Source organism: Cupriavidus sp. C2SS-8b, from assembly GCF_057073745.1.
In genome coordinates this window covers 2148999-2174402 of sequence record NZ_CP172716.1, presented here as the reverse complement: position 1 = coordinate 2174402, position 25404 = coordinate 2148999, and the positions used below count along the sequence as shown (strand labels likewise).

General features: G+C 64.3%; 19 protein-coding genes. 17 read left to right on the top strand and 2 right to left on the bottom strand.

Annotation, left to right across the window (positions count from 1 at the left end; translation table 11 throughout):
• The first annotated feature begins 23 nt into the window (after window positions 1–23).
• From hrpA to ACIGJB_RS10015, 6 genes are all read left to right on the top strand, one after another.
• Window positions 24–3995: an ATP-dependent RNA helicase HrpA gene (gene hrpA / locus ACIGJB_RS10040; protein WP_483729715.1), complete on the top strand. Its 3972-nt coding sequence runs from the start codon at window positions 24–26 to the stop codon at window positions 3993–3995.
• A gap of 151 nt (window positions 3996–4146) precedes the next feature.
• Window positions 4147–5133 (top strand): YVTN family beta-propeller repeat protein, encoded by a 987-nt coding sequence (locus ACIGJB_RS10035; RefSeq protein WP_483729714.1) that lies wholly within the window; start codon window positions 4147–4149, stop codon window positions 5131–5133.
• Window positions 5134–5156: 23 nt separating this feature from the next.
• Entirely contained in the window at window positions 5157–6002 is an 846-nt protein-coding gene (locus ACIGJB_RS10030) for a polysaccharide deacetylase family protein (RefSeq protein ID WP_483729713.1), read from the top strand.
• Window positions 6002–6976: a sterol desaturase family protein gene (locus ACIGJB_RS10025; protein WP_483729712.1), complete on the top strand. Its 975-nt coding sequence runs from the start codon at window positions 6002–6004 to the stop codon at window positions 6974–6976. Before ACIGJB_RS10030 ends, ACIGJB_RS10025 begins: the two co-directional genes overlap by 1 nt.
• A 91-nt stretch (window positions 6977–7067) precedes the next feature.
• On the top strand, window positions 7068–7946 hold the full coding sequence (locus ACIGJB_RS10020; RefSeq protein ID WP_483729711.1) for an EI24 domain-containing protein: 879 nt from the start codon (window positions 7068–7070) through the stop codon (window positions 7944–7946).
• Window positions 7947–7958: 12 nt separating this feature from the next.
• Complete coding sequence (locus ACIGJB_RS10015) at window positions 7959–8780, top strand: competence/damage-inducible protein A (protein WP_483729710.1); 822 nt, start codon at window positions 7959–7961, stop codon at window positions 8778–8780.
• A 63-nt stretch (window positions 8781–8843) separates the two neighbouring features.
• Here the strand turns inward: ACIGJB_RS10015 and ACIGJB_RS10010 are convergent, their stop codons facing one another.
• A complete protein-coding gene (locus ACIGJB_RS10010; RefSeq protein ID WP_483729709.1) occupies window positions 8844–9308 on the bottom strand; it encodes a rhodanese-like domain-containing protein in 465 nt (154 codons plus the stop codon).
• A 475-nt stretch (window positions 9309–9783) separates the two neighbouring features.
• Between ACIGJB_RS10010 and ACIGJB_RS10005 the strand changes: the two genes are divergently transcribed.
• The 4 genes from ACIGJB_RS10005 to ntrC all read left to right on the top strand — a co-directional run bounded on the left by ACIGJB_RS10005 (window position 9784) and on the right by ntrC (window position 14717).
• Window positions 9784–11199, top strand: a complete 1416-nt coding sequence (locus tag ACIGJB_RS10005) for a 3-hydroxylaminophenol mutase (protein WP_483708437.1) — start codon at window positions 9784–9786, stop codon at window positions 11197–11199.
• 127 nt (window positions 11200–11326) lie between these two features.
• Window positions 11327–11905: a DUF4124 domain-containing protein gene (locus ACIGJB_RS10000; protein ID WP_483729708.1), complete on the top strand. Its 579-nt coding sequence runs from the start codon at window positions 11327–11329 to the stop codon at window positions 11903–11905.
• A 4-nt stretch (window positions 11906–11909) separates the two neighbouring features.
• Window positions 11910–13076, top strand: coding sequence for a nitrogen regulation protein NR(II) (gene glnL / locus ACIGJB_RS09995; protein ID WP_483729707.1), 1167 nt, complete (start codon window positions 11910–11912; stop codon window positions 13074–13076).
• 90 nt (window positions 13077–13166) lie between these two features.
• Window positions 13167–14717 carry a nitrogen regulation protein NR(I) gene (gene ntrC, locus ACIGJB_RS09990; RefSeq protein ID WP_483729706.1) on the top strand — a complete coding sequence of 517 codons (1551 nt, stop codon included), beginning with the start codon at window positions 13167–13169 and terminating at the stop codon, window positions 14715–14717.
• Window positions 14718–14771: 54 nt separating this feature from the next.
• On the opposite strand, the gene ACIGJB_RS09985 is transcribed toward ntrC, so the two are convergent.
• A complete protein-coding gene (locus tag ACIGJB_RS09985; protein WP_483729705.1) occupies window positions 14772–15569 on the bottom strand; it encodes an HAD-IIB family hydrolase in 798 nt (265 codons plus the stop codon).
• Between the two features lie 184 nt (window positions 15570–15753).
• Between ACIGJB_RS09985 and ugpB the strand changes: the two genes are divergently transcribed.
• The 7 genes from ugpB (at window position 15754) to odhB (ending at window position 25330) form a co-directional block, all read left to right on the top strand.
• A complete protein-coding gene (gene ugpB, locus ACIGJB_RS09980; RefSeq protein WP_483729704.1) occupies window positions 15754–17070 on the top strand; it encodes a sn-glycerol-3-phosphate ABC transporter substrate-binding protein UgpB in 1317 nt (438 codons plus the stop codon).
• Between the two features lie 108 nt (window positions 17071–17178).
• Window positions 17179–18060, top strand: a complete 882-nt coding sequence (ugpA, locus tag ACIGJB_RS09975; protein ID WP_483729703.1) for a sn-glycerol-3-phosphate ABC transporter permease UgpA — start codon at window positions 17179–17181, stop codon at window positions 18058–18060.
• 10 nt (window positions 18061–18070) lie between these two features.
• A complete protein-coding gene (gene ugpE, locus ACIGJB_RS09970) occupies window positions 18071–18919 on the top strand; it encodes a sn-glycerol-3-phosphate ABC transporter permease UgpE (protein ID WP_483729702.1) in 849 nt (282 codons plus the stop codon).
• Between the two features lie 40 nt (window positions 18920–18959).
• Entirely contained in the window at window positions 18960–20057 is a 1098-nt protein-coding gene (locus ACIGJB_RS09965; RefSeq protein WP_483729701.1) for a sn-glycerol-3-phosphate import ATP-binding protein UgpC, read from the top strand.
• A gap of 2 nt (window positions 20058–20059) precedes the next feature.
• The gene (gene ugpQ, locus ACIGJB_RS09960) at window positions 20060–20824 is read left to right on the top strand and encodes a glycerophosphodiester phosphodiesterase (RefSeq protein WP_483729700.1); all 765 of its coding nucleotides are present in this window, start codon (window positions 20060–20062) and stop codon (window positions 20822–20824) included.
• Window positions 20825–21137: 313 nt separating this feature from the next.
• Complete coding sequence (locus ACIGJB_RS09955; protein WP_483729699.1) at window positions 21138–23990, top strand: 2-oxoglutarate dehydrogenase E1 component; 2853 nt, start codon at window positions 21138–21140, stop codon at window positions 23988–23990.
• A gap of 86 nt (window positions 23991–24076) precedes the next feature.
• A complete protein-coding gene (odhB, locus tag ACIGJB_RS09950; RefSeq protein ID WP_483729698.1) occupies window positions 24077–25330 on the top strand; it encodes a 2-oxoglutarate dehydrogenase complex dihydrolipoyllysine-residue succinyltransferase in 1254 nt (417 codons plus the stop codon).
• Window positions 25331–25404 lie beyond the last annotated feature (74 nt).

Sequence of the window (25404 nt, the reverse complement as noted above, 5' to 3'; positions counted from 1 at the left end):
GCCGCGGATTATAATCCCGGCCAATGTCAGAACAACGTCCCGCCAAGCCTTCTTCGCCACGCCAGCCAGCCGCTGGCGCACGGCCAGCCCCCCGACCCGACGGCCGCCCCGAGCAGCGCCCGCCATCCCGCCCCGGACCTCGGCCCGAGACCGCCTCCGGTGGCGAGGCGCCGGCCGGGCGCCGGCGCGCGCCACGCCAGCCACGCCAGCCGCGCCAGGCCAATCCGCTGCCGCCCATCACGTTTCCCGAAGCGCTGCCCGTCTCGGCGCGCCGCGACGAGATCGCCGCCGCGCTACAGGCCAACCAGGTCGTCATCGTGTCCGGCGAGACCGGTTCGGGCAAGACCACGCAGTTGCCCAAGATCTGCCTGTCGATCGGGCGCGGTCCGGGTCGCGAAGGCGGTGGCCTTATCGGCCATACGCAGCCGCGACGCATTGCGGCTACGTCGACTGCCAAGCGCATCGCGCAGGAACTCGGCTCGCCGGTGGGCGAGCACGTGGGGTACCAGGTGCGCTTCAATGACGCGCTGTCGGCGGGCGCCTCGGTCAAGCTGATGACCGATGGCATCTTGCTGGCCGAAACGCAGAATGATCCGCTGCTGCGCGCGTACGACACCATCATCATCGACGAGGCGCACGAACGCAGCCTGAACATCGACTTCCTGATCGGCTACCTGAGGCAAATCCTGCCCAAGCGCCCCGATCTCAAGGTCATCATCACGTCGGCGACGATCGATGCGCAGCGCTTCGCCACGCATTTTTCGGTGAATGGCAAGCCGGCCCCGATTATCGAGGTCAGCGGGCGGCTGTACCCGGTGGAAATCCGCTACAGGCCGATCCGGCAGGATGCGCCCGCCGACAGCCCGCCAAAAAGCGCCCAGGCCCGCGAGCGCGACCTTTACGACGGCATCGTCGATGCCGTGGACGAGCTGTCCCGCCTGGGCTCCGGCGACGTGCTGGTGTTCCTGCCGGGCGAGCGCGAGATCCGCGAGGCCGCCGAGGCGTTGCGCAAGCATCATCCGCCGCACACGGAAATCCTGCCGCTGTTCGCGCGCCTGTCGGTGCAGGAACAGGAGCGCGTGTTCAAGCCGTCCAATGCACGCCGCATCGTGCTGGCGACCAACGTCGCCGAGACTTCGCTGACGGTGCCGGGCATCCGCTACGTGGTCGATACGGGGCTCGCGCGCGTCAAGCGCTATTCGTACCGCAACAAGGTCGAGCAGCTTCAGATCGAGTCGATTTCGCAGGCGGCCGCGAACCAGCGCGCCGGCCGCTGCGGACGTGTGGCCGATGGGGTTTGCATCCGGCTTTATGAGGAATCCGATTTCGTCGGCCGCGTGCGCTTCACGGATCCGGAGATCCTGCGTTCCTCGCTGGCCGCGGTAATCCTGCGCATGAAGGCGCTGCGGCTGACGGATATCGAAGCGTTCCCGTTCATCGAGCCGCCGCTGGGCCGGGCCGTCGCCGACGGCTACCAGCTGCTGCAGGAACTTGGCGCGGTGGACGACGCCAACCAGCTCACGGGCACCGGCCGCCAGCTCGCCAAGCTGCCGCTGGATCCGCGCGTGGCGCGCATGATCCTGGCCGCGCGCGAGCAGCATTGCCTGCGCGAGGTGCTGGTCATTGCCAGCGCGCTGTCGGTGCAGGATCCACGCGAGCGTCCGCAGGAAGCGCAAGAGGCGGCCGACCAGGCGCATCGCAAGTTCATGGACGAGAAGTCCGAGTTCCTCGGCTGGGTCAGGCTCTGGAAATGGTTCGAAGAGGCCATTGCGCACAAGAAGTCCAACCGGCAGCTGCAGGACCTGTGCCGCGCGAGCTTCCTGTCGCATGTGCGGCTGCGCGAGTGGCGCGACGTGCATTCGCAGTTGCTGACCACGGTGACGGAGCAGGGTTGGCGCCTGAATGACAGCGAACCGACTTTCGAGCAACTGCACAAGGCCTTGCTGACCGGTCTCCTGGGCAACGTCGGCTGCCGCATCGAGGACAGCGACGGCAAGGGGCGCGAATACCTTGGCGCGCGCGGCATCAAGTTCCACCTGTGGCCGGGCTCGCTGATTGCGCGCAAGGTCGGCCGCTGGGTCATGGCGTCCGAACTGGTCGAGACCAGCCGGCTGTTCGCGCGCACGCTCGCGCGCATCGAGCCGGAGTGGCTGGAACAGGTCGGGCGCCATTTGCTCAAGGTGAGCTGGAGCGACCCGCACTGGGGAAAGAAGGCCGGGCAGGTGCTGGCACTCGAGCGCGCCACGTTGTACGGGCTGGTGGTGTACCAGCACCGCCGCGTTCACTACGGGCCGATGAACCCCACCGAAGCGCGCGAGATATTTATCCGCCGCGCTCTGGTCGAGGGCGAGTTCGACGCGCGCTTGCCGTTCTATGCGCACAACCAGCGGCTCGTGCGCGAGATCGAGAATCTCGAACACAAGTCGCGCCGCCAGGACGTACTGGTCGACGACGAACTGATCTACGCGTTCTACGACCGCGCGATTCCAGCCGACATCTGCCAGCAGACGACGTTCGAGCAGTGGTACCAGGCCGAAAGCGCCAGGGACCGCAAGCTGCTCTACCTCAACCGCGATGAGCTGATGCGGCACGAGGCGGCCGGCATCACCACGGACCTGTTCCCCAAAACCCTGTCGGTGGCCGGCGTCGACATGGGCCTGACCTACCATTTCGAACCCGGCAGCCACCGCGACGGCGTCACGCTGGCCGTGCCGCTCTACGCGCTCAACCAGGTGCGCCCGGAGCGGGCGGAGTGGCTGGTGCCGGGCATGATCAAGGAAAAGGTCCACCTGCTGCTCAAGTCGCTGCCGCAGAAGCTGCGCCGCCACTGCGTGCCGCTGCCCGACTATGCCGCGAACTTCGTGACGCGGCACCCATTCGGCGAAGGCGAGCTGGTCGATGTCCTGATTGCGGACATTCGCGAGCAGACCGGCACGATGGTCAAGCGTGCAGATTTCAAGCCGGAAACGCTGTCCGCGCACCATTTCATGAATTTCAAGGTGGTCGACGAACACGGCCGCCAGCTCGACATGGGGCGCAACCTGGCGCAGTTGCGCGCGGAACTGGGCGGCCAGGCGCAGCAGTCGTTCCAGAACATTGCCGCGCGCGACGTGCCGGCCGCCGAAGCGGGCCAGTACGAGGGTTTGACGTCCTGGTCCTTCGGCGAGCTTCCCGATCTGCTGGAAATCCGCAAGGGCAACCAGACGCTGTTCGGCTATCCCGCATTGGTCGACAAGGGCACGCATTGCGACGTGGAAGTCTTCGACGATCCGCAGGAGGCCGAGCGCATCCACCATGCGGGCTTGCGTCGGCTGTTCGCGCTGCAGTTGCGCGAGCCGGTCAAGTTCATCGAGAAGAACATCCCCGGCATGCAGCAGATGGCCATGCAGTACATGACGCTGGGCACGCAGGAGATGCTGCGCGACCAGATCGTGTTGCTGGCGCTGGAACGCGCCTGCCTTCAGGCGCCGCTGCCGCGCAACGACGCCGAGTTCAGCGCCCGCAAGGACGAGGGGCGGGCCAGGCTGTCGCTCCTGGCGCAGGAGATCGCACGGCTGGCCGGCACCATCCTGGCCGAGTACGCGGGGCTACCCCGCAAGTTGCTGCAGGCGAAGCCTTTCGGTACGGCCTATACCGATATGGAGGGGCAACTCGGCCGTCTGGTGGGCAAGCAATTCCTGATTGAAACGCCGTACACGCAGCTCGTTCATTTCCCGCGCTACCTGAAGGGCATCGCCATGCGCGTGGACAAGCTCAAGGGCGACCCGGCGCGCGATACGCAGCGCATGCAGGAAATGATGCCGTTGCTGCAGCAGTGGCAGCGCGCCGAGAAGCAACTGCGGTCGCAAGGCAAGGGTGCCGCGGATGCCAGGTTGGATGAGTTCCGCTGGATGCTGGAAGAACTGCGCATTGCGCTGTTCGCCCAGGAGCTGCGTACGCCGGTCCCGATGTCCGTCAAGCGCCTGCAGAAGGTCTGGGAGGCCATGCAACGATGAGCTGCGCGGCCCTGCCGGGCGAATCTGACAAGAAGGATGCGAAGATGTGTAACCATTTGTGAAAGTCTTGTCCGCGGTCAGTTCGCCGGTCATCTGGGCGCGGCCTCGAAACGTTAGAATGTGCGATTCCGCCCTTGGATTGACTGGACTTATGCTCGTGTTGCGTCGTGTTGTTGCTGGTGTGTTGACGGTCGGCTCCCTAGCCCTGGGGCTGATGGCTTCGCCGGCGTCGGCAGAAGTCGTGGTGGTGCTCAATTCAGGTGATGCAACCGTCACGTTGATCGACAAGGACACGCAGAAGGTGCTGGAAACCTTCCCGGTCGGCAAGGAGCCCCATCACCTGATCGCCACCCCGGATGAAAAGTCGCTGATCGTCGCGAATGCCGTGGGCAATGACCTGGTCTTCCTGGATCCGGTCACCGGCAAGGTCCAGCAGCGCGTGCCCGGCATCGACGATCCCTACCAGATCGGTTTTTCGCCGGACCAGAAGTGGTTCATCACCACGGGCAACCGGCTCGATCGTGTCGACCTCTACCGCTGGGACGGCAAGGCGCTGAAGATGGCCAAGCAGTTCCCGCTGTCCAAGACGCCGAGCCATATCGCCTACACCGCCGACAGCCGTATTGCATTCATTACGCTGCAGGATTCGAACGAGGTGGTCGCCATCGACCTGGCCACGCAGAACGTGATGTGGCGCATGGACGCGGGCTCGGCGCCGGCGGGGATCTGGGTCACGCCTGACCAGCGTTACCTGCTGGTCGGCATGACGGGCGCGGACTACGTGGCCGTGATCGACTGGCGCACCCGTACCATCGTGAAGCAGATCCAGACCGGCAAGGGCGCGCACAACTTCCGTGCGGTGGGCGACAAGCGCCACCTGTTCCTGAGCAATCGCGTGACCGGGAGCATCAGCATCATCGACCAGCAGACCCTGACCAAGGTGGGCGACATTACCGGCCTGCCGCCTGGTCCGGACGACATGGAACTGACTGCCGATGGCAAGACGCTGTGGGTGACGTTCCGCTGGGCGCGCGCGGTCGGCTTGATCGACGTGGCGAATCGCAAGCTGGTCAAGACCATCCGCGTGGGACGCTCTCCCCACGGAATCTATTTCCGCACCCGGGCGCCGCTCTACTGAAGCCGACAGGGCAGGGAACGAACATGCGCAAATCCGTCGCGCCTCGCTTGAAAACGCTGCTGGTTGCCCTGGCGGCTACAGTCGCGCCGCTGACGGGGCTGCAGGCGGCCGATGCGGCGGCGCTGGCCGCAAAAGCCTGCCCGGCGGGAACGCTGTATCTCACCTTCGACACGGGTAGCATGAGCCAGGCACAGCTGATCGCCGATACGCTGCGCCGCCACCATATCAAGGCCACGTTCTTCCTGGCCAACGAGCCGACCATCAACAAGGACAGCTCCCTCGAGCCCGGCTGGGCACCCTACTGGAAGTCGCTGGCCGCGGACGGCCATGCCTTCGGCACGCATACCTACGACCACGTCTACCTGCGCAGCGTACGTGACGGCAAGGTGACCATGCGTCCGCAGTTCGGGGCGCAGGCCGGCAGGGACGTGAGCATGGACGCCGACGGCTTTTGCCGCGAGCTGCAACGCAGCGCGCAGGCGCTGCGCGGCATGACCGGCGTCGACATGGTGCCGCTGTGGCGCGCGCCGGGCGGCCGCACCGCGCAGCAAACGCTGCAGTGGGCAGAGCAGTGCGGCTTCCGGCATGTGGGCTGGGCGCCGGCCGGGTTCCTGGGCGACGAGCTGTCATCGGAGCGCTACCCGAACCAGGCGCTGCTGGCACGCGCGCTGCGCGACCTGCGCGATGGCGACATCGCCATGGCACACCTCGGCATCTGGTCGCGCAAGGATCCGTGGGCACCCGGCGTGCTGGAGCCGCTGATTTCCGGCCTGGAGCGCAAGGGCTTCTGCTTTGCCACGCTGCGCGAGCATCCCGCTTACCGGGACTGGATCGCCGCGGCCGGACAACGCAAGGAGGGCAAGCGCTGATGCTGGACACGCTCAATGGCTGGATTGCCCAACTGGAAGGCTCGCTGTTCCAGGACGTGGTCCTGCCGGTGGTCTACAACCTGGGCTTCGGCGGCTATGCGGAGGAGGCATTCGCCGGCACCGAGTGGCTGCTGGTTGGCCTGGTGCAGATTGCCGTGATGGTGCTGATCCTGGGGCCGCTGGAAAAGCTGCGCCCGGTCGAGGCCGTGACGGATCGTGCCGGCATTCGCACGGATATCGTCTATACGCTGATCCATCGGCTGGGACTGTTCCGGCTGGCGATGTTCTTCATGCTGGCGCCGCTGTCCGATCTGCTGGAAGGACACCTGCGGCTCGTCGGCTGGCAACGCCTGAACGTGGAGGACTTGTGGCCGGGCGTGACGTCGATCCCGCTGGTCAGCTTCTTCGTCTACCTGTTGTTGTTCGACCTGCTCGACTATTGGTACCACCGCCTGTCGCACACCTACCGCTGGTGGTGGAGCCTGCATGCGGTGCACCACAGCCAGCGCCAGATGACGCTGTGGAGCGACAATCGCAATCACCTGCTCGACGACATGCTGCGCGACCTCGTGTTCGCCGTGGTCGCCATCGCGGTCGGGGTGGAGCCGTCGCAGTACGTGTTGCTAGTCGCGCTGTCACAGCTGCTGCAAAGCCTGCAGCACGCCAACCTGCGGCTCCATTTCGGCGCGATCGGCGAACGCCTGCTGATCTCGCCGCGATTCCACCGCACGCACCATGCCGTGGGGATCGGGCATGAGGCGGCTGGCGTGCCTGCGCGCCTCGGTGGCTGCAACTATGGCGTGATCTTCCCGTGGTGGGACATGCTGTTCGGCACGGCGGTCTTCACGCCGGCCTATCATCCCACCGGTATTCGCGACCAGATGCCGCCGCCGGCAGGCAAGGGCCGGGACTATGGCGCCGGGCTGCTGGCCCAGCAGTGGTACGGCATCAAGCGTCTGCTGCGCCTCGGCTGAACCGACACGCCGCGTTCCGGGCGGCGTATGCTAGTGTCTCGATGCGCGTGCATTTTCCGGCGCATTGCACTGTTCCATTCTGACTTCCCGCATGAACGATATTTTTCGCTCGTTTGGTCGAGCGCTCGTGAGCCAGTTGCATCCGCGCATGCTGATGCTGACGGTCCTGCCTTTCGTCCTTGCCACGGCCCTCTGGGGCGGCCTGTTCTGGTGGGGCTGGGACCCGATCATGGGCGGGATGCGATCTTTCCTGGAGTCTTCGGTCCTGACCAGCTGGATCTACAGCGCGTTGGACTGGTTCGGCCTGCAGTCGATGCGCGCGGTGGTCGCGCCGCTGTTCGTGGCCGCGCTGGCGGTGCCGCTGGTCATTGCTTCGATGCTACTGTTCATCAGCCTGTTTTCGGTGCCTGCAGTCGTGCGCCACCTGGAGCGCAGCTACCCGGACCTGGCCAAGGAACGCGGTGGCAGCATCCTGGGCAGCGTGTTCCAGTCGCTCGGCAGCACGGTGGTGTTCCTGGTGCTGGTGCTGGTGACATTGCCGCTGTGGCTGCTGCCGCTGTTCTTTGCCCTGATCCCGCCCGTGCTGTGGGGATGGCTGACCTACCGCGTGATGACCTATGACGCGCTGGCCGACCACGCGTCCACCGAGGAGCGCAAGACGCTGATGCGGCGCCATCGAGTCCCGCTGCTGACGATGGGGGTCGTGGTGGGGCTGCTCGGTTCGGCGCCAACGCTGCTGTGGGTGTCATCGGCCGCGGTCATTTTCCTGTTTCCGTTCGTGCTGGCCGGCATGCTGTGGCTGTATGTGCTGATCTTTATTTTCTCGGCGCTGTGGTTCGGCCACTTCTGCCTGCGCGCGCTGGCGCAACTGCGTGCCGAGCGTGGCGCGGCCGCGCCGCCGCCATCGGCGCCGGCCGGCGACGTGATTGATCTGGCGCCGTCGGACGTGCGCCGCATTGAACATTCCTGAAGCGGGGGCATCATGGGTTTCGGCCTGATCGTCATTGGCGACGAAATACTTTCCGGGCGGCGCGAGGACAAGCACCTGCGCCGCGCCATCGAGCTGCTGGGCGCGCGCGGGCTGAAGCTGGACTGGGCGCAGTATGTCGGCGACGACCGCGACAGCATCACGGCAACGCTGCGCCGCACGCTCGCGGGGCCGGACATCGTGTTCTGCACGGGCGGCATTGGCGCGACCCCGGATGACCATACGCGCCAGTGCGTGGCCGCCGCGCTCGGCGTACCGCTGCAGCTGCATCCCGAGGCGCGCGAGCTGATCGCGCTGCGGATTGCGGAAACCGCGCAAGGGGATCCGGTCAAGGGCGACCTCAACCTGCCCGAAAACCAGCATCGCTTCAAGATGGGCGAGTTTCCGCAAGGCGCGCGCATCATCCCGAACAGCTACAACCGGATTCCCGGGTTCTCGGTGGCTGACCATCATTTCATGCCCGGTTTTCCGGTCATGGCGTGGCCGATGATGGAGTGGGTGCTGGATCACGGCTATGCCCACCTGTTCAATCAGGCCGGTCAGCAGGAGCGGGCGTTCTATGTGTTCGAGGCGCCCGAGTCAACGCTGACACCGCTGATGGAGCGGGTCGAGGCTGCCTTCCCCGGCATTCGGGTGTTCAGCCTGCCATCGGTTGGAGACGCCCAGCGCGGCGACCAGCTGGCGCGGCGCCATATCGACCTGGGTGTGAAGGGACCGACGGAGCAGGTCGGCCCGGCCTATGCGATGCTGCTCGAAGGCGTGCGCGGCATGGGCTTTGAAACGGTAGAGCAGACGGTGGCGGACGCTGGCAACTGAACTCGATCGAGCAAACGAAACAGGGGCCGGTCAGGCCCCTGTTTCGTTTTGCGTGCCGCCGTTTCAGGCGCCGTGCCAGGGCAGGCCGCGCACACACCAGCCTTCCACGGTCTTGCGGTGGTGGTTGTCGTCGCGGTTGCCTTCGAAGCCTTCCAGCACGTCCATGGCGAATTGGTAGCCAGCCTCGGTCGCCACGCGCGCGGCGTGCTTGGAGCGCGCAGCGCTGCGGCACAGGAACAGCACCGGCGCATCGGCCGGCACGCGGGCCTTCAGTTCTTCGATGAAGCGCGGGTTCTGCGCGCCGCCCGGGTAGGACATCCATTCGACGTGGGCGAACTGGGCATCGGGCAGATCGACGCCGCCTACCCAGTCGAGCTCGGCCTGCGTGCGTACGTCCACCAGCACGGCCGACGGATCGCCCTGCAGCAGCGCGAAGGCTTCCACGGGCGACAAGGCGCCGAAATAGGGAAGCTGGTTCTGTTGCTGGCGCAGTTGCGCAGCCTTGAGGAGTTCGTCTCGCGTAGTCATCTGGGTGACAAGATTGATAGATGGAATGGCGGATGCCAGTCCGCTATTCTATAGCGCGCCCGCGATTCACCGCCGCCCGGAATAATTTGGACGATGCCGGTGCAGAGATAACCTATTTGGTGCATAGGCACTAACAAGGTGCTAAAACTTGATGCATGCACCGTTATGGTGTTTTATGAATGCTGTGTCCATGAATCACCTTGTTGCGCTGACATCACGTGCGCATGGCGCCTTGCGTAACCGGCCGAGGGATGAACCCCGGTATGGTGCGCCGGCCGTGGGTGGGTAGCTTTTTGGCGACTGCGGGATGGGAGCGGAAGTTTACTTGGCATGCTTTCTGCTAACATTCCTCGTCCCTTTTTAGGGCAAGGAATCGCGCGGGCGCAGTGGCTTGGAACCACAGCACTTCGCACCGGCGCGATGACCGGCCCACGAATGACTTTCTAGACTTCAGCCGAATTTCCAGGAGATTGGCATGGCCCAAAGCGTTGCAGATGTGATGAAGCTTGTGAAAGAAAACGACGTCAAGTTCGTCGATTTCCGCTTCACGGATACCAAAGGCAAGGAGCAACACGTTTCGGTTCCGACGTCGCACTTCGACGATGACAAGTTCGAAAGCGGCCACGCCTTCGACGGCTCGTCCATCGCTGGCTGGAAGGGTATCGAGGCTTCGGACATGCTGCTGATGCCGGATCCGAACACCGCCATCATCGACCCGTTCTACGAAGAGCCGACGCTGGTCCTGACCTGCGACGTGGTGGAACCGTCGGACGGCAAGGGCTACGACCGCGATCCGCGTTCGATCGCCAAGCGCGCGGAGGCCTACCTGAAGAGCACCGGCCTGGGCGACACCGCCTTCTTCGGTCCGGAACCCGAATTCTTCATCTTTGACGGCGTGACCTGGAACGTCGACATGCAAGGCTGCTTCGTGAAGGTGCATTCCGAAGAAGCCCCGTGGTCGTCGGGCAAGGAATTCGAGCACGGCAACTCGGGCCACCGTCCGGGCAAGAAGGGCGGCTACTTCCCGGTCGCCCCGATCGACACGTTCCAGGACATGCGTTCGGAAATGTGCCTGATCCTGGAATCGCTGGGCATCCCCGTTGAAGTCCACCACCACGAAGTGGCTGGCCAGGGCCAGAACGAAATCGGCACCCGCTTCAGCACGCTGGTGCAGCGCGCCGACTGGACCCAGCTGCAGAAGTACGTGATCCAGAACGTCGCCCACACCTACGGCAAGACCGCCACGTTCATGCCGAAGCCCATCGTCGGCGACAACGGCTCGGGCATGCACGTGCACCAGTCGATCTGGAAGGACGGCCAGAACCTGTTCGCAGGCAACGGCTACGCCGGCCTGTCGGAATTCGCGCTGTACTACATCGGCGGCATCATCAAGCACGCACGCGCGCTGAACGCCATCACCAACCCGGGCACGAACTCGTACAAGCGTCTGGTGCCGGGTTTCGAAGCCCCGGTGAAGCTGGCCTACTCGGCCCGCAACCGTTCGGCCTCGATCCGCATTCCGTACGTCGCCAACCCGAAGGGCCGCCGTATCGAGACCCGCTTCCCGGATCCGCTGATGAACCCGTACCTGGGCTTCTCGGCGCTGATGATGGCCGGCCTGGACGGCGTGATGAACAAGATCCACCCGGGCGAAGCTGCCGACAAGAACCTGTACGACCTGCCGCCGGAAGAGGATGCAAAGATCCCGACCGTTTGCAACAGCCTCGACCAGGCGCTGGAATACCTCGACAACGACCGTGAGTTCCTGACCCGCGGCGGCGTGTTCTCCAACTCCATGCTCGACGCCTACATCGAGCTGAAGATGGAAGAAGTCACCCGCTTCCGCATGACCACTCACCCGGTCGAGTTCGAAATGTATTACTCGCTGTAAGCGAGTGGTTGCCCGGCAATGACGACAGGTTGTGGTCGGGCAACAGTTGCACCAGCAAGGGGCGGCTCAGGCTGTCCCTTTTTCTTTTGATGGCTAGAATGGGGCTTTCCGTTCCACCCTACCGCTGATGTTCATGAACGCGTTCCCGCCCACGGCCACACCGGCCAAGCCGTTGCACCAATCCCGTGTGCGACTCCCCATGCTGGTGTCTGCCGCATTGCTGGTGGCGTCCGCGTGGAGTCAGGTTGCCCTGGCGCAGTCCTCTGACGTCTATGTCTGCGTCGGACCCAATGGGGTGCCGGAGTATCGCAACGGCAGCGCGGGTAAGGGGTGCAAGCGGCTGAACCTGCCCGATGTGGTCACTGTCCCCGGGGGGCGTACGGCCGGCCCGGCAAAGGCCGCGTCGACGTCAGGCGGAGCAGGCGGCGGGACGGCGGCCACGAGCGGTTTTCCGCGCGTGGACAGCGCCACGCAGAGAAGCCGCGACAGCGAGCGGCGCACCGTGCTGGAGCAGGAGTTGCAGGCCGAAGACGCCAAGCTGGCGGCGCTGCGCGCCGAATACAACAACGGCCAGCCGGAGCGGCAGGGCAATGAACGGAATTATCAGAAGTATCTCGATCGGACGGCAGGGCTGCGCGATGACATCGGCCGCAGCGAGGCCAACGCGGCGTCGCTGCGCCGTGAGCTCTCCAACCTGAAGGACTAGTCTTATGCGTCGCCTGATTCGCAGTGTGCCGCGCAAGGGCGGCGGCGCTGACGGCGGCCGCAGCGACACGGCTGGCCCGGCTTCACCGGTCGTGGGTCAGGGCAGCGGTCAGGTGTCGCCGCTGCAGGCGGGCCTGGATGTGGTGGCCAATCCCGTCCTGCTGGTCAGGCAGCCGGGTCTGCGCGTGGCCTATGCTAATCCGGCGGCCGAATCGACCTTCGCGGTATCGCGCAAGGCCATGCTGGAACTGTCCCTGCCGGACCTGTTCGGACCGTCTGAAGAGCTGCAGGGCATGATCGATACGGTGATCACGCGACAGTTCGACGTACGCCGGCAGGACCTGGTATTGCGGCCGCCCTTGCAGGAGCCGATCCATGCGCATGTGGTGATCGGCGCGCTGGAAGCGTTTGGCGATACCGTGCTGGTAGAGATCCTGCTCAACGAGCAGAAGGTCCGCAGCGATCGCGAGGAGCGCATCCTCGACCTGACTTCCGCCAATAAAGAACTCATCCGCAATCTGGCGCACGAGATCAAGAATCCGCTGGGCGGCATCCGGGGCGCGGCGCAATTGCTGGAATTCGAACTGCCAGAGCGCTCGCTGCGCGAGTACACGCAGGTCATCATCAAGGAGTCGGACCGCTTGCAGACGCTGGTGGACCGGCTGCTGGAGCCGCACCGCCATCCGCATATCGTGTCGAGCCTGAATATCCACGAGGTGCTGGAGCGCGTGCGCTCGGTCGTGCTGGCCGAGTTTCCCAATGGCCTGGACATCGTGCGCGACTACGATGCGAGCCTGCCCGAGTTGCACGGCGACATGGAGCAGCTGATCCAGGCCGTGCTGAACATTGTCCATAACGCCGCGCAGGCGCTGGCCGAGCGCATCGCGCGCGGCGATGCGCAGATCGTCCTGCGCACCCGGGTCGCGCGCCAGGTCACGATCGCCAAGCGTCTCTTCAAGCTGGCATTGGACTTGCATGTGATCGACAACGGCCCGGGAATTCCCGATGACATCCGCGAACGCATCTTCTATCCGCTGGTTTCGGGCAGGGATGGCGGCAGCGGTCTCGGTCTCACACTCGCTCAAACCTTCGTGCAGCAGCACGAGGGCTTGATCGAATGCGAGAGCAGGCCGGGCTGTACCGACTTCCGCATCCTGCTGCCGCTGCACTAGCTGTCCCGCCGGCATCCGCGATCGAACCTTGCACTGTCGCCAGGCGGGCATGCGGAAGACCAAATGACACCGAGCAGACAAGCGACGCACATGAAGCCGATCTGGATAGTCGACGACGACCAATCAATCCGCTGGGTACTTGAAAAGGCCCTGGCCCGTGAAAGCCTGCTCTCCCGCAGCTTTACCAATGTCCGCGACGTGCTCGCGGCATTGGAAGACGATGTCCCGCAAGTCCTGATATCCGATATCCGCATGCCCGGAGGATCGGGCCTGGACCTGCTGCAGGCCATCAAGGCCAAGCACCCGGGCCTGCCCGTCATCATCATGACGGCCTATTCGGACCTCGACAGTGCTGTAGCGGCGTTCCAGGGCGGGGCCTTCGAATACCTGGCCAAGCCATTCGATGTCGACAAGGCGGTCGAACTGATCCGCCGCGCGCTTGAGGAGAGCCTGCGCGAGGCCGAGATGGATGACCGTCTCGTCGATGCGCCTGAAATCCTCGGCCAGGCGCCCGCCATGCAGGATGTCTTCCGCGCCATCGGCAGGTTGTCGCAGTCGAACGTGACCGTGATGATCACCGGCGAATCCGGCACCGGCAAGGAGCTGGTCGCGCGCGCGCTGCACAAGCACAGCCCGCGCGCCAACGGCCCGTTCATCGCGCTGAATACGGCCGCCATTCCGAAGGACCTGCTTGAATCGGAGCTGTTCGGGCACGAACGCGGTGCGTTCACGGGCGCGCAAACCATGCGGCGCGGGCGTTTCGAGCAAGCCGAGGGCGGCACGCTGTTCCTCGATGAAATCGGCGACATGCCGTTCGACCTGCAGACCCGTTTGCTGCGCGTGCTGTCCGACGGCAATTTCTATCGTGTTGGCGGCCACAATCCGTTGCGCGCCAATGTCCGGGTCATCGCCGCCACGCACCAGAACCTGGAGGTGCGCGTCAAGGAAGGCCTGTTCCGGGAGGACTTGTTCCATCGCCTGAACGTGATCCGCTTGCGGCTGCCGCCGCTGCGCGAGCGGCCGGAAGACATCACGCTGCTGGCCCGGCATTTCCTGCAGAAGAGCGCGAAGGAGCTGGGCGTGGAGCCCAAGCGCATGTCCGACGAGGCGCTGACCTATGTCAGCACCTTGCCGTTCCCGGGCAATGTGCGCCAGCTCGAAAACCTCTGCAACTGGCTGACCGTGATGGCGCCGGCCCAGACCATCGAGGTCAAGGACCTGCCGCGCGAAATGATCGGGACGGGCAGTCCCGAAGGCGTGCAGGCGGTGCATCGTGCCGCCGAGCCGCGCTTGCCTTCAACGGAGTCCGCCGTCGGCCACGACCTGTCTGACTACGGCGGCCTGACCATGCCGGTTGCCGAGTCGGAGACCATGACGGCGGTGCGGCCCGTCACCGCATCGGCAGCTTCCGCGTTGGCATCGTCGACGGCCGGATGGGAAGGGCTGCTCGCCGGCGAGGCACGCGCGATGCTGGAATCCGGGTTGCCCGAAGTGATGGATGTGTTGACGCGGCGCTTTGAAAAGGCCGTTCTCGAAGCGGCGCTCGGCGTCACGCGCGGCCGCCGCGTGGAAGCCGCCACGCGCCTGGGTATCGGGCGCAATACCATTACGCGCAAGCTGCAGGAGCTGGGATTCGACTAAGCCGTCATCGGCCCTAGTGATTAGTAAAAAGGCCGGGTTCTTCCCGGCCTTTTTTCATTGCCCGGTGCGCGCCTCAAGCAATTGTGCTGCCATTTCAGCAAATCCTTCGCCGCCGCTGGCGTCGGTCACGTAAGCCGGTAGGACCGGCAGCTGTGGCAGGATTTCGCGCACATTGGCCACTCCGACCGACAGCGGGAAATGCCGGAACATGCTGGCATCGTTGGCGGAGTCGCCAATGAACAGCCATTCGTCGCGGCGCGCATCGAGGTCATCGCCCAGAAGCTCGGCCACGCACAGACGGCTCATGCTGAGCTTGTCATGCTGGCCGAACCAGCCGTTGACGTGAATGGAGCTGACGGTGGCGGTCATGCCGGCGTCCTGCATTAGCCGGACGATCCGAGCCACGGCATCTTCCGGCAGTGGCGTGACGTCTTCCGCATGGTCGATGGCGAGGTCGGCCGCATGCCAGGCCTGGTCGGAGGCCAGCGCGCTGCCGGGCACCTCGCGCCGGATATGCTCGCCCAGGGCATGGATGCGCTCCAGGTTGCGTGCCCGGGTCGGGGCATCGTCGAGAAAGCGGGTCAGCAGCCGGCCATTGCGCAGATGGGAATAGAACGCGCCGTTCTCGCCGATGATGGCGTCGACGGGCCAGAGCCGGACCAGGATCTCGGCCCACGCGATGCAGCGCCCGGTGACAGGGATGACATGCAGGCCGGACTGGCTCAACTGTTCCACGGCCTGGGCCGCGCTCGCCGGCAGCCTGCCGCCGGTAGTCAGGGTGCCGTCGATATCCGTCAGGATGCCGCGCACGCGGCGCAAGGCGGAGGCGGGGAGATTTCGCAGGGGTTGCATGGGGCGGCATTTTACTGCCCTCCGTCGCGCGCTTGCGGCATTGCACTGCAGCATGCCGCCCACTGGTGGTTTTGCTGAATTGCCCCGCGGGGTGCGACAGGCGTAACATGCCGCTGTCACAAAAAGCACATAAATTCGCTTGATTCACGATGCAGCGAAGACCCTGACCAGGAGAGACCTACCCATGTCCTTTTCCCGTAGTGTGCTGAAGATCGCCGTGCTGGCCGCCCTGTCCGGGGCAGGCAGTGCCCAGGCAGCGGTCGAGATCCAGTGGTGGCATGCCATGCAGGGCGCCCTCAATGACAAGGTCAACGAGATCGCCGGCAAGTTCAACGCCAGCCAGTCCGAGTACAAGATCGTGCCGGTCAACAAGGGCAACTACGACGAAACCATGGCGGCCGGCATCGCCGCGTTCCGCGCGGGCGGCGCGCCGGCCATCCTGCAGGTGTTCGAAGTCGGCACGGCCACCATGATGAGTGCCAAGGGTGCCATCAAGCCGGTCTCCACCGTCATGAAGGACGCGGGCGAGAAGTTCGACCAAAAGGCCTATATCCCCGCGGTGGCCGGGTACTACACCTCGTCGAAGGGCGAGATGCTCTCGTTCCCGTTCAACAGTTCCACCACGGTGTTCTACTACAACAAGGATGCCTTCAAGAAGGCTGGCCTCGATCCGGAGAAGCCGCCCAAGACCTGGCCGGAGGTGATGCAATATTCGGCGAAGCTCAAGGCGTCGGGCACCAACTGCGCCTATACCACCGACTGGCAGGGCTGGGTGCACCTGGAAAGCTTCTCGGCATGGCACAACACGCTGTACGCCACCAAGAACAATGGCTTTGGCGGCACGGACGCGCGGCTGGTCTTCAACAGCCCGCTTCATGTCAAGCACATCACCAATCTGCAGGATATGGTGAAGAAGGGCTACTTCAGCTATGGCGGGCGCAAGGCGGAGTCCCAGGCCAAGTTCTACAACGGCGAATGCGCGATGTTTACGGGCTCGTCCGCATCGCTGGCCAATATCCGGAAGAACGCCAAGTTCGCTTTTGCCGTGTCCCAGCTGCCATACTATCCCGATGTGCCGGGCGCCCCGCAGAACACCATCATCGGCGGCGCCTCGCTGTGGGTGATGGGCGGCAAGAAGCCTGAAGAGTACAAGGGCGTAGCCAAGTTCTTCACGTTCCTGTCGCGTCCGGAGATCCAGTCGGACTGGCACCAGGCGACCGGCTACCTGCCGGTGACCATGGCCGCCTACGAACTGACCAAGAAGTCGGGCTACTACGACAAGAACCCCGGCGCGGACGTGTCAGTGCAGCAGATGGTGGTCAAGACCACCGACAAGTCGCGCGGCGTGCGGCTGGGCAATATGGTGCAGATCCGTACCGTCGTCGACGAGGAACTTGAAGCCGTCTGGGCCGGCAAGAAGGAGCCCAAGGTCGCGCTGGACGATGCGGTGAGGCGCGGCAACGAGCTGCTTGAGCGTTTCCAGAAGACGGCTCGCGAGTAAATTACTGGCGAACTGAGCTGGCTCCCGGGGCGGCGGCGCACACCCGTGCCGACCCGGGCAGGTTTCACCGCGACGCCGCTTGCGCGGCGGTCGAAGGATAACTTGCCGATGGAAAAACGCGTCGTTTTCCGCTCGCTGTGGTTGCCCTATCTGCTGGTACTGCCGCAGATCGTGATCACGCTGGTTTTCTTTTTCCTGCCGGCCGGGCAGGCGCTGTACCAGTCCATGCTGCAGCAGGATGCCTTCGGCATCAACCTGGACTTCGTCGGCCTCGACAATTTCCGCACGCTTTGGAATGACCCGCTCTATATCGAGTCGTTTCGCGTGACGGGTGTATTCGCCATTGGCGTTACGGTAGTCGGCCTCTCCACCGCGTTGCTGCTTGCCTATTTTGCCGATCGGGTGGTGCGCGGCGCGGTCGGCTACAAGACGCTGCTGATCTGGCCCTACGCGGTGGCGCCGGCAGTGGCCGGCGTGCTGTGGATGTTCATGTTCAATCCAACGCTCGGCGTGGTGTCCTACGGCCTGCACCGGATGGGCATCAACTGGAACTTCCTGCTCGATGGCAACCAGGCGCTGCTGCTGGTGGTGCTGGCGGCGGCGTGGAAGCAAATCAGCTACAACTTCCTGTTCTTCCTGGCCGGCTTGCAGAGCATCCCGCGCTCGCTGATCGAAGCCGCCGCCATCGACGGAGCCGGGCCGTGGCGCCGCTTTTGGTCGATCATTTTTCCGCTGCTCTCACCGACCACCTTCTTCCTGATGGTGATCAACGTGGTCTATGCCTTCTTCGATACGTTCGCCATCATCGATGCCGTGACGCACGGGGGGCCATTCAACTCGACCAATACACTGGTCTACAAGGTGTTCCATGATGGTTTTCGCGGCATGGACATCGGCGGTTCGGCGGCACAGTCGGTGGTGCTGATGGTGGTTGTCATCGCGTTGACGGTAGTGCAGTTCCGCTACGTCGAGCGCAAGGTCCAGTACTGAGGAGGCCGCCATGATAGAACGCCGCCCTTTCCTGGATTTCCTGACGCACGTGGTGCTGATTGCCGGCATGGTCATCGTGGTGTTTCCGGTCTACCTGACTTTCGTCGCGTCCACGCTGACGGCGGAGCAAGTGCTCGACGCGCCGATGACGCTGATCCCCGGTAGCCACCTGATCGAGAACTATCGCACGGTGCTGTTCCAGGGGGTTGGCGAGGCCGCGTCGCCGGTCTCGACCATGATGAAGAACAGCCTCATCATGGCGCTGGGCATCGCGCTGGGGAAGATCGCGATCTCGATCATTTCCGCGTTTGCCATCGTCTATTTCCGCTTCCCGCTGCGCAAGACGTTCTTCTGGCTGATCTTCATCACGCTGATGCTGCCGGTGGAGGTCCGCATCCTGCCCACGTACAAGGTGGTGTCTGACCTTGGCATGCTCGACAGTTACTTCGGGCTGACGATTCCGATCATCGCGTCGGCCACAGCCACTTTCCTGTTCCGGCAGTTTTTTCTGACCATTCCCGATGAACTGGCCGAAGCCGCGCGCATCGATGGGGCGGGGCCGTTGCGCTTTTTCTGGGACGTGGTGCTCCCGCTGTCGCGCACCAGCATCGCGGCGCTGTTTGTGATCCAGTTCATCTATGGCTGGAACCAGTACCTTTGGCCGCTGCTGATCACCACGCAGAAGTCGATGACGCCGGTGGTCGTTGGTGTGACGCAGATGATCTCGCGCTCGGGCGATGCCGCGACCGACTGGAATCTGGTGATGGCCACGGTGATGCTGGCCATGATCCCGCCGGCTGTGGTGGTGGTGCTGATGCAGAAGTGGTTCGTCAAGGGACTGGTCGAAACCGAGAAGTGAGCGCGTGACCGGATCACGCAGGCTGTACAGGAACATCACAATGGCAAAACTGTCGCTTCGCAATGTTCAGAAGACCTATGCCGGCAACGTCAAGGTCGTGCACGGTATCGACATGGAGATCGCCGATGGCGAGTTCATCGTCATCGTGGGGCCGTCCGGTTGTGGCAAGTCGACGCTGCTGCGCATGGTGGCGGGGCTGGAGACGATCACAGGTGGCGATGTCCATATCGGCGACAGGATCGTCAACCAGCTGGAGCCTGCCGAGCGGGATATCGCCATGGTGTTCCAGAACTACGCGCTGTACCCGCATATGACCGTGTACGAGAACATGGCATACGGGCTGAAGATACGCCGCATGGCCAGGGCGGAGATCGAGCAGCGCGTCAGGCACGCTGCGGGCATTCTGGAACTGGCGCCGCTGCTGGACCGCAAGCCCCGCCAGCTTTCCGGCGGGCAGCGCCAGCGCGTGGCGATGGGGCGTGCCATCGTGCGCGAACCGTCGGTGTTCCTGTTCGACGAGCCGCTGTCGAACCTCGACGCCAAGCTGCGCGTGCAGATGCGGCTGGAGCTCAAGGAGCTGCATCGGCGCCTGGGAACCACCAGCCTGTACGTGACACATGACCAGGTCGAGGCCATGACGCTGGCGGACCGCATGATGGTGCTCAATGGCGGGCGGGTGGAGCAGATCGGCACGCCGCTGGAGGTCTATACCCGCCCGGCGAGTACGTTCGTCGCTGGCTTCATCGGTTCGCCGCCGATGAATCTCGTTCCCGTCGTGCGCAACGGCGACGCGGGCGGGGCGCAGATGCGGGTCGTCGGCAAGGAGGGAAATGCCAACGGCGCAACGCTGGGCCACCTGCCCATGGGGTTGCATCTTCCCGCGGAGGCGCTGCTGGGCCTGCGGCCAGAACATATCGAGCCATGCGCTTCCCATGACGCGATTGCCGAGGTCGATGTGCGCGTGGTCGAGGCGCTGGGCGCCGACTCCTTTGCTTATGGATCGCTGGGCGGCCAGCCCATCGTCGTGCGGCTGGACAGCCATGCGCGGGTGCAGGCGGGAGACAGGCTGCCGGTCACATCATCGGCCGATCACCTGCATTTTTTTGACGCCCAGTCGGGCAAGCGCATCGAGGCCTGAGCATGGGCACAAGCAATTCTCCGGTCGTCACGGCGGCCAACTGGCCATACCCGCGCTACATCGCCCATCGTGGCGCCGGCAAGCTGGCGCCGGAAAACACGCTGGCGGCATTTCGCCTCGGGGCGTCGTTCGGCTACCGGATGTTCGAGTTCGACGTGAAGCTCAGCGCGGACGGCAAGCCGATCCTGATGCACGACGCGACGCTGAACCGGACGACCTCCGGTTTCGGCCGCGTCGATGGACTGACCCTGGGCGAGCTGGCGCAGCTCGACGCCGGTGCCTGGCACAGCCCTGACTACGCCGGCGAGCCGGTCGCGACGCTGGCTGCCGTCGCCCGCTATACGCAAGCCAACGGGCTGCACAGCAATATCGAGATCAAGCCGGTGCCAGGACGTGAAGCGCAGACCGGCGCTGCGGTGGCGCTGGATGCCCAGGCTCTGTGGCGCGACGCCGCGGTGCCGCCGCTGATGTCGTCATTCTCGGAGGAGGCCCTGGCTGCCGCGCGCCAGGCCGTTCCGGAGCTGCCGCGTGCGCTGTTGGTTGACGAGTTGCCTCGTGACTGGCTCGAGCGTGCCCGCGCCCTCGGCTGCGTGGCGCTGGACGCCAATCACAAGGTACTCGACGCGCAGTTGATCGCAGCGGCGCATGCCGCCGGATTGAAAGTCGTGAGCTATACGGTCAATGATCCCGGGCGAGCCAAGGAACTGCTCGCGTGCGGGCTGGACGGGCTGATCACCGACGCGATCGATGTCATCGCACCGGTCTGATAATTATTGTGGAAACGTTGTTTTCAAACTGAATTGATGCGTTACGCAATTCCGCATCGCGAAAAGTCCACATTGCGCATAAGCAAACGTGCTATTCTTACCGCCGTGAAGACTTAGGTCCTTCCCCGCACAACTTGCCCTTTCGGGCCTTGTGACGGCACTTTCACTTCGGCGCCCTTGTGGTGCCGTTTGTCCAAGGGCCGTCCGTTGGGCTCCCAAGAGTTGTTTGCGATCCGCTAACCGGTCAAGCCGTGTCGCGGAAGGTTGAATAACCCGCTGAACTCCGGCATACCCGGAGAAAAGTGAGCGTCCCATGATGCAGCAGTATCAAAGCAATTCGTATCTCTTCGGCGGCAACGCCCCGTACGTTGAAGAGCTGTACGAAGCCTATCTCCAGAACCCGACTTCGGTTCCCGACAACTGGCGCGCGTATTTCGACGCGATGCAGAATGTCCCGGCCGTGGACGGTTCCAATTCGCGTGACGTCCCGCACGCTCCCATCGTCGCCTCGTTCGCCGAGCGCGCCAAAGCCGGCCCCATCAAGACCATCGTTGCCTCGGCCGATTCCGACATGGGCCGCAAGCGCGTCGCTGCCACCCAGCTGATCGCCGCCTACCGCAACATCGGTTCGCACTGGGCCGACCTGGACCCGCTCAAGCGCCAGGAGCGTCCGCCCCTCCCGGATCTGGACCCGGCTTTCTACGGCTTCTCCGAAGCTGACCTCGACATCGTCTTCAATGCCAGCAACACCTACTTTGGCAAGGAGTCGATGAGCCTGCGCGAGTTGCTGAACAACCTGCGCGAGACCTACTGCGGCACCATCGGCGCCGAATTCATGTACGTGAGCGACCAGGCGCAAAAGCGCTGGTGGCAGGAGCGCCTGGAATCCACGCGTTCCAAGCCGGTCTTCACGCTGGAAAAGAAGAAGCACATCCTCGACCGCCTGACCGCGGCCGAAGGCCTGGAGCGCTTTCTCCACACCAAGTACGTCGGCCAGAAGCGCTTCTCGCTGGAAGGTGGCGAGAGCTTCATCGCGGCGATGGACGAGCTGATCCAGGAGGCCGGCAGCAAGGGCGTGCAGGAAATCGTGATCGGCATGGCCCACCGCGGCCGCCTGAACGTGCTGGTCAATACGCTGGGCAAGATGCCGGCCGACCTGTTCGCCGAATTCGAAGGCAAGCACGTCGATGATCTGCCGGCCGGTGACGTCAAGTACCACAAGGGCTTCTCGAGCGATGTCTCGACCCAGGGCGGTCCGGTTCACCTGTCGCTCGCGTTCAACCCGTCGCACCTGGAAATCGTCAACCCGGTGGTCGAGGGTTCGGCCAAGGCGCGCCAGGAACGCCGCGGCGAAGTCGGCCACAAGGAAGTGCTGCCGGTGCAGGTGCACGGCGACGCGGCCTTTGCCGGCCAGGGCGTGGTCATGGAAACGCTGAACCTCGCGCAGACCCGCGGCTACGGCACGGGCGGCTCGATGCACATCGTCATCAACAACCAGATCGGCTTCACCACCTCCGATCCGCGCGATGCCCGTTCGACGCTGTATTGCACGGACGTGGTCAAGATGATCGAGGCCCCGGTGCTGCACGTGAACGGCGACGATCCCGAAGCCGTGGTGTACGCCATGCAGCTGGCCGTGGACTTCCGCATGGAGTTCAACAAGGATGTCGTGGTCGACATCATCTGCTTCCGCAAGCTGGGCCACAACGAGCAGGACACCCCGGCCGTCACGCAGCCGCTGATGTACAAGAAGATCAGCCAGCATCCGGGCACGCGCAAGCTGTATGCGGACAAGCTGGTGGCCCAGGGCCTGGTGCCGGCCGATTTCGGCGACGAGAAGGTCAAGGAATACCGCGCCGCGATGGACGCCGGCAAGCACACCGCCGACCCCGTCCTGTCGAACTTCAAGAACAAGTTCGCCGTCGACTGGATGCCGTTCCTGAACCGCAAGTGGACCGATGCCGCCGACACCGCCGTGCCGGTGACCGAGCTGAAGCGCCTGGCCGAACGCATCACCACCACGCCTGACACGCTGAAGCTGCACCCGCTGGTGGAGAAGGTCGTCAAGGACCGCGCCAACATGGGCCGCGGCGACCAGCCGCTGGACTGGGGCATGGGTGAACACCTGGCCTTCGCTTCGCTGGTGTCGTCGGGCTACCCGGTGCGTATCACCGGCCAGGATGCAGGCCGTGGCACGTTCACGCACCGTCACGCCGTGCTGCACGACCAGGCCCGTGAGCGCTGGGATGCCGGCTCGTATGTGCCGCTGCAGAACGTGTCGGAAAACCAGGCACCGTTCACGGTGATCGACTCGGTGCTGTCGGAAGAAGCCGTGCTCGGCTTCGAATACGGCTACTCGGCCGCCGAGCCGAACGCGATGGTGATCTGGGAAGCCCAGTTCGGCGACTTCGTCAACGGCGCCCAGGTGGTGATCGACCAGTTCATCTCGTCGGGCGAAGTGAAGTGGGGCCGCGCCTCGGGCCTGACCCTGATGCTGCCGCACGGCTACGAAGGCCAGGGACCGGAACACAGCTCGGCTCGTATCGAGCGTTTCCTGCAGCTCTGCGCGGACCACAACATGCAGGTCTGCCAGCCGACCACGCCGGCACAGATCTTCCACCTGCTGCGCCGCCAGATGATCCGCCTGTTCCGCAAGCCGCTGGTGATCATGACGCCGAAGTCGCTGCTGCGTAACAAGGAAGCCGTCTCGCCGCTGTCGGACCTGGCCAAGGGCCACTTCGAAACGGTCATCCCCGACCACGAAGAGCTGAACGCCAGCAAGGTCAAGCGCGTGATCATGTGCTCGGGCAAGGTCTACTACGACCTGGTCAACACGCGCAAGGAACGCGAGGCGAACGACGCTGCCGTGATCCGCCTGGAACAGCTGTATCCGTTCCCGCACAAGGCGCTTGCCGCAGAGCTCAAGAAGTATCCGAACGCCACCGAAATCGTGTGGTGCCAGGACGAGCCGCAGAACCAGGGTGCCTGGTTCTTCGTGCAGCACTACATCATGGAAAACATGACGGAAGGCCAGAAGCTCGGTTATGCCGGTCGTCCTGCTTCGGCTTCGCCGGCAGTGGGCTACTACGCAAAGCACAACGAGCAACAGAAGGCGCTGCTGGATGCAGCGTTCGCCAAGCTCAAGGGCTTTGTCCTGACCAAGTAATTGTGGCAGCACGGCGGCGCTCGCAGATGACCGCCGTGTTCTTTTCTGCCTGAAGAACAAAACGCATACACGAGGAATTCACAACCATGGCTATCGTTGACGTCAAGGTTCCGCAACTTTCTGAATCGGTCGCCGAAGCGACCATGCTGAACTGGAAGAAGAAGCCCGGCGAAGCTGTCGCCCAGGACGAAATCCTGATCGAGATCGAGACCGACAAGGTCGTGCTCGAAGTGCCGGCCCCGTCCGCCGGGGTGCTGACGCAGATCATCAAGAACGACGGCGACACCGTCGTGGCCGATGAACTCATCGCCCAGATCGACACCGAAGCCACCGCTGGCGCCGCTGCCCCGGCACCCGCCGCCGCCGCACCGGCCCCGGCCGCTGCTGCTCCGGCCCCCGCCGCTGCAGCGCCTGCCGCCGGCGCGGTGGCCATGCCTTCGGCTGCCAAGCTGATGGCCGAAGCCGGCTTGTCGGCTGGCCAGGTTGCCGGCACCGGCAAGGATGGCCGCATCACCAAGGGCGACGTGATTGGTGCCAAGGCTGCCCCGGCTCCCGTTGCCAAGGCTGCTCCGGCTCCCGCCGCTGCCAAGCCGGCGCTGCAGCAAGTTGCCGCCAACCTGGATCTGGCCGCGCTGAGCGATCGTCCGGAAGAGCGCGTGCCGATGAGCCGCCTGCGCGCCCGTATCGCCGAGCGCCTGGTGCAGTCGCAGTCGACCAACGCCATCCTCACCACCTTCAATGAAGTGAACATGAAGCCGGTGATGGATCTGCGCAACAAGTACAAGGACCGCTTCGAGAAGGAACACGGCGTGAAGCTCGGCTTCATGTCGTTCTTCGTGAAGGCTGCTGTCCACGCGCTGAAGAAGTACCCGGTCATCAATGCTTCGGTGGACGGCAACGACATCGTCTACCACGGCTACTTCGACATCGGTATCGCCGTGGGCTCGCCGCGTGGCCTGGTGGTGCCGATCCTGCGCAATGCCGACCAGATGAGCCTGGCCGACATCGAGAAGAAGATTGCCGAGTACGGTGCCAAGGCCCGCGACGGCAAGCTGTCGCTGGAAGAGCTGACCGGCGGTACGTTCTCGATCTCGAACGGCGGCACCTTCGGTTCGATGCTGTCGACCCCGATCATCAACCCGCCGCAATCGGCCATCCTGGGCGTTCACGCCACCAAGGATCGTGCCGTGGTGGAAGATGGCCAGATCGTCATCCGTCCGATGAACTACCTGGCCATGTCGTATGACCACCGCATCATCGACGGCCGCGAAGCCGTCCTGGGCCTGGTGGCGATGAAGGAAGCGCTGGAAGATCCGGCCCGCCTGCTGCTGGACCTGTAAGAACCGGTCCCCCCGCGCATGGCCAACCCTGGCCGCGCGGGGCGCGTTTCCAGTGTTGACGGTGCGCCGGTGCA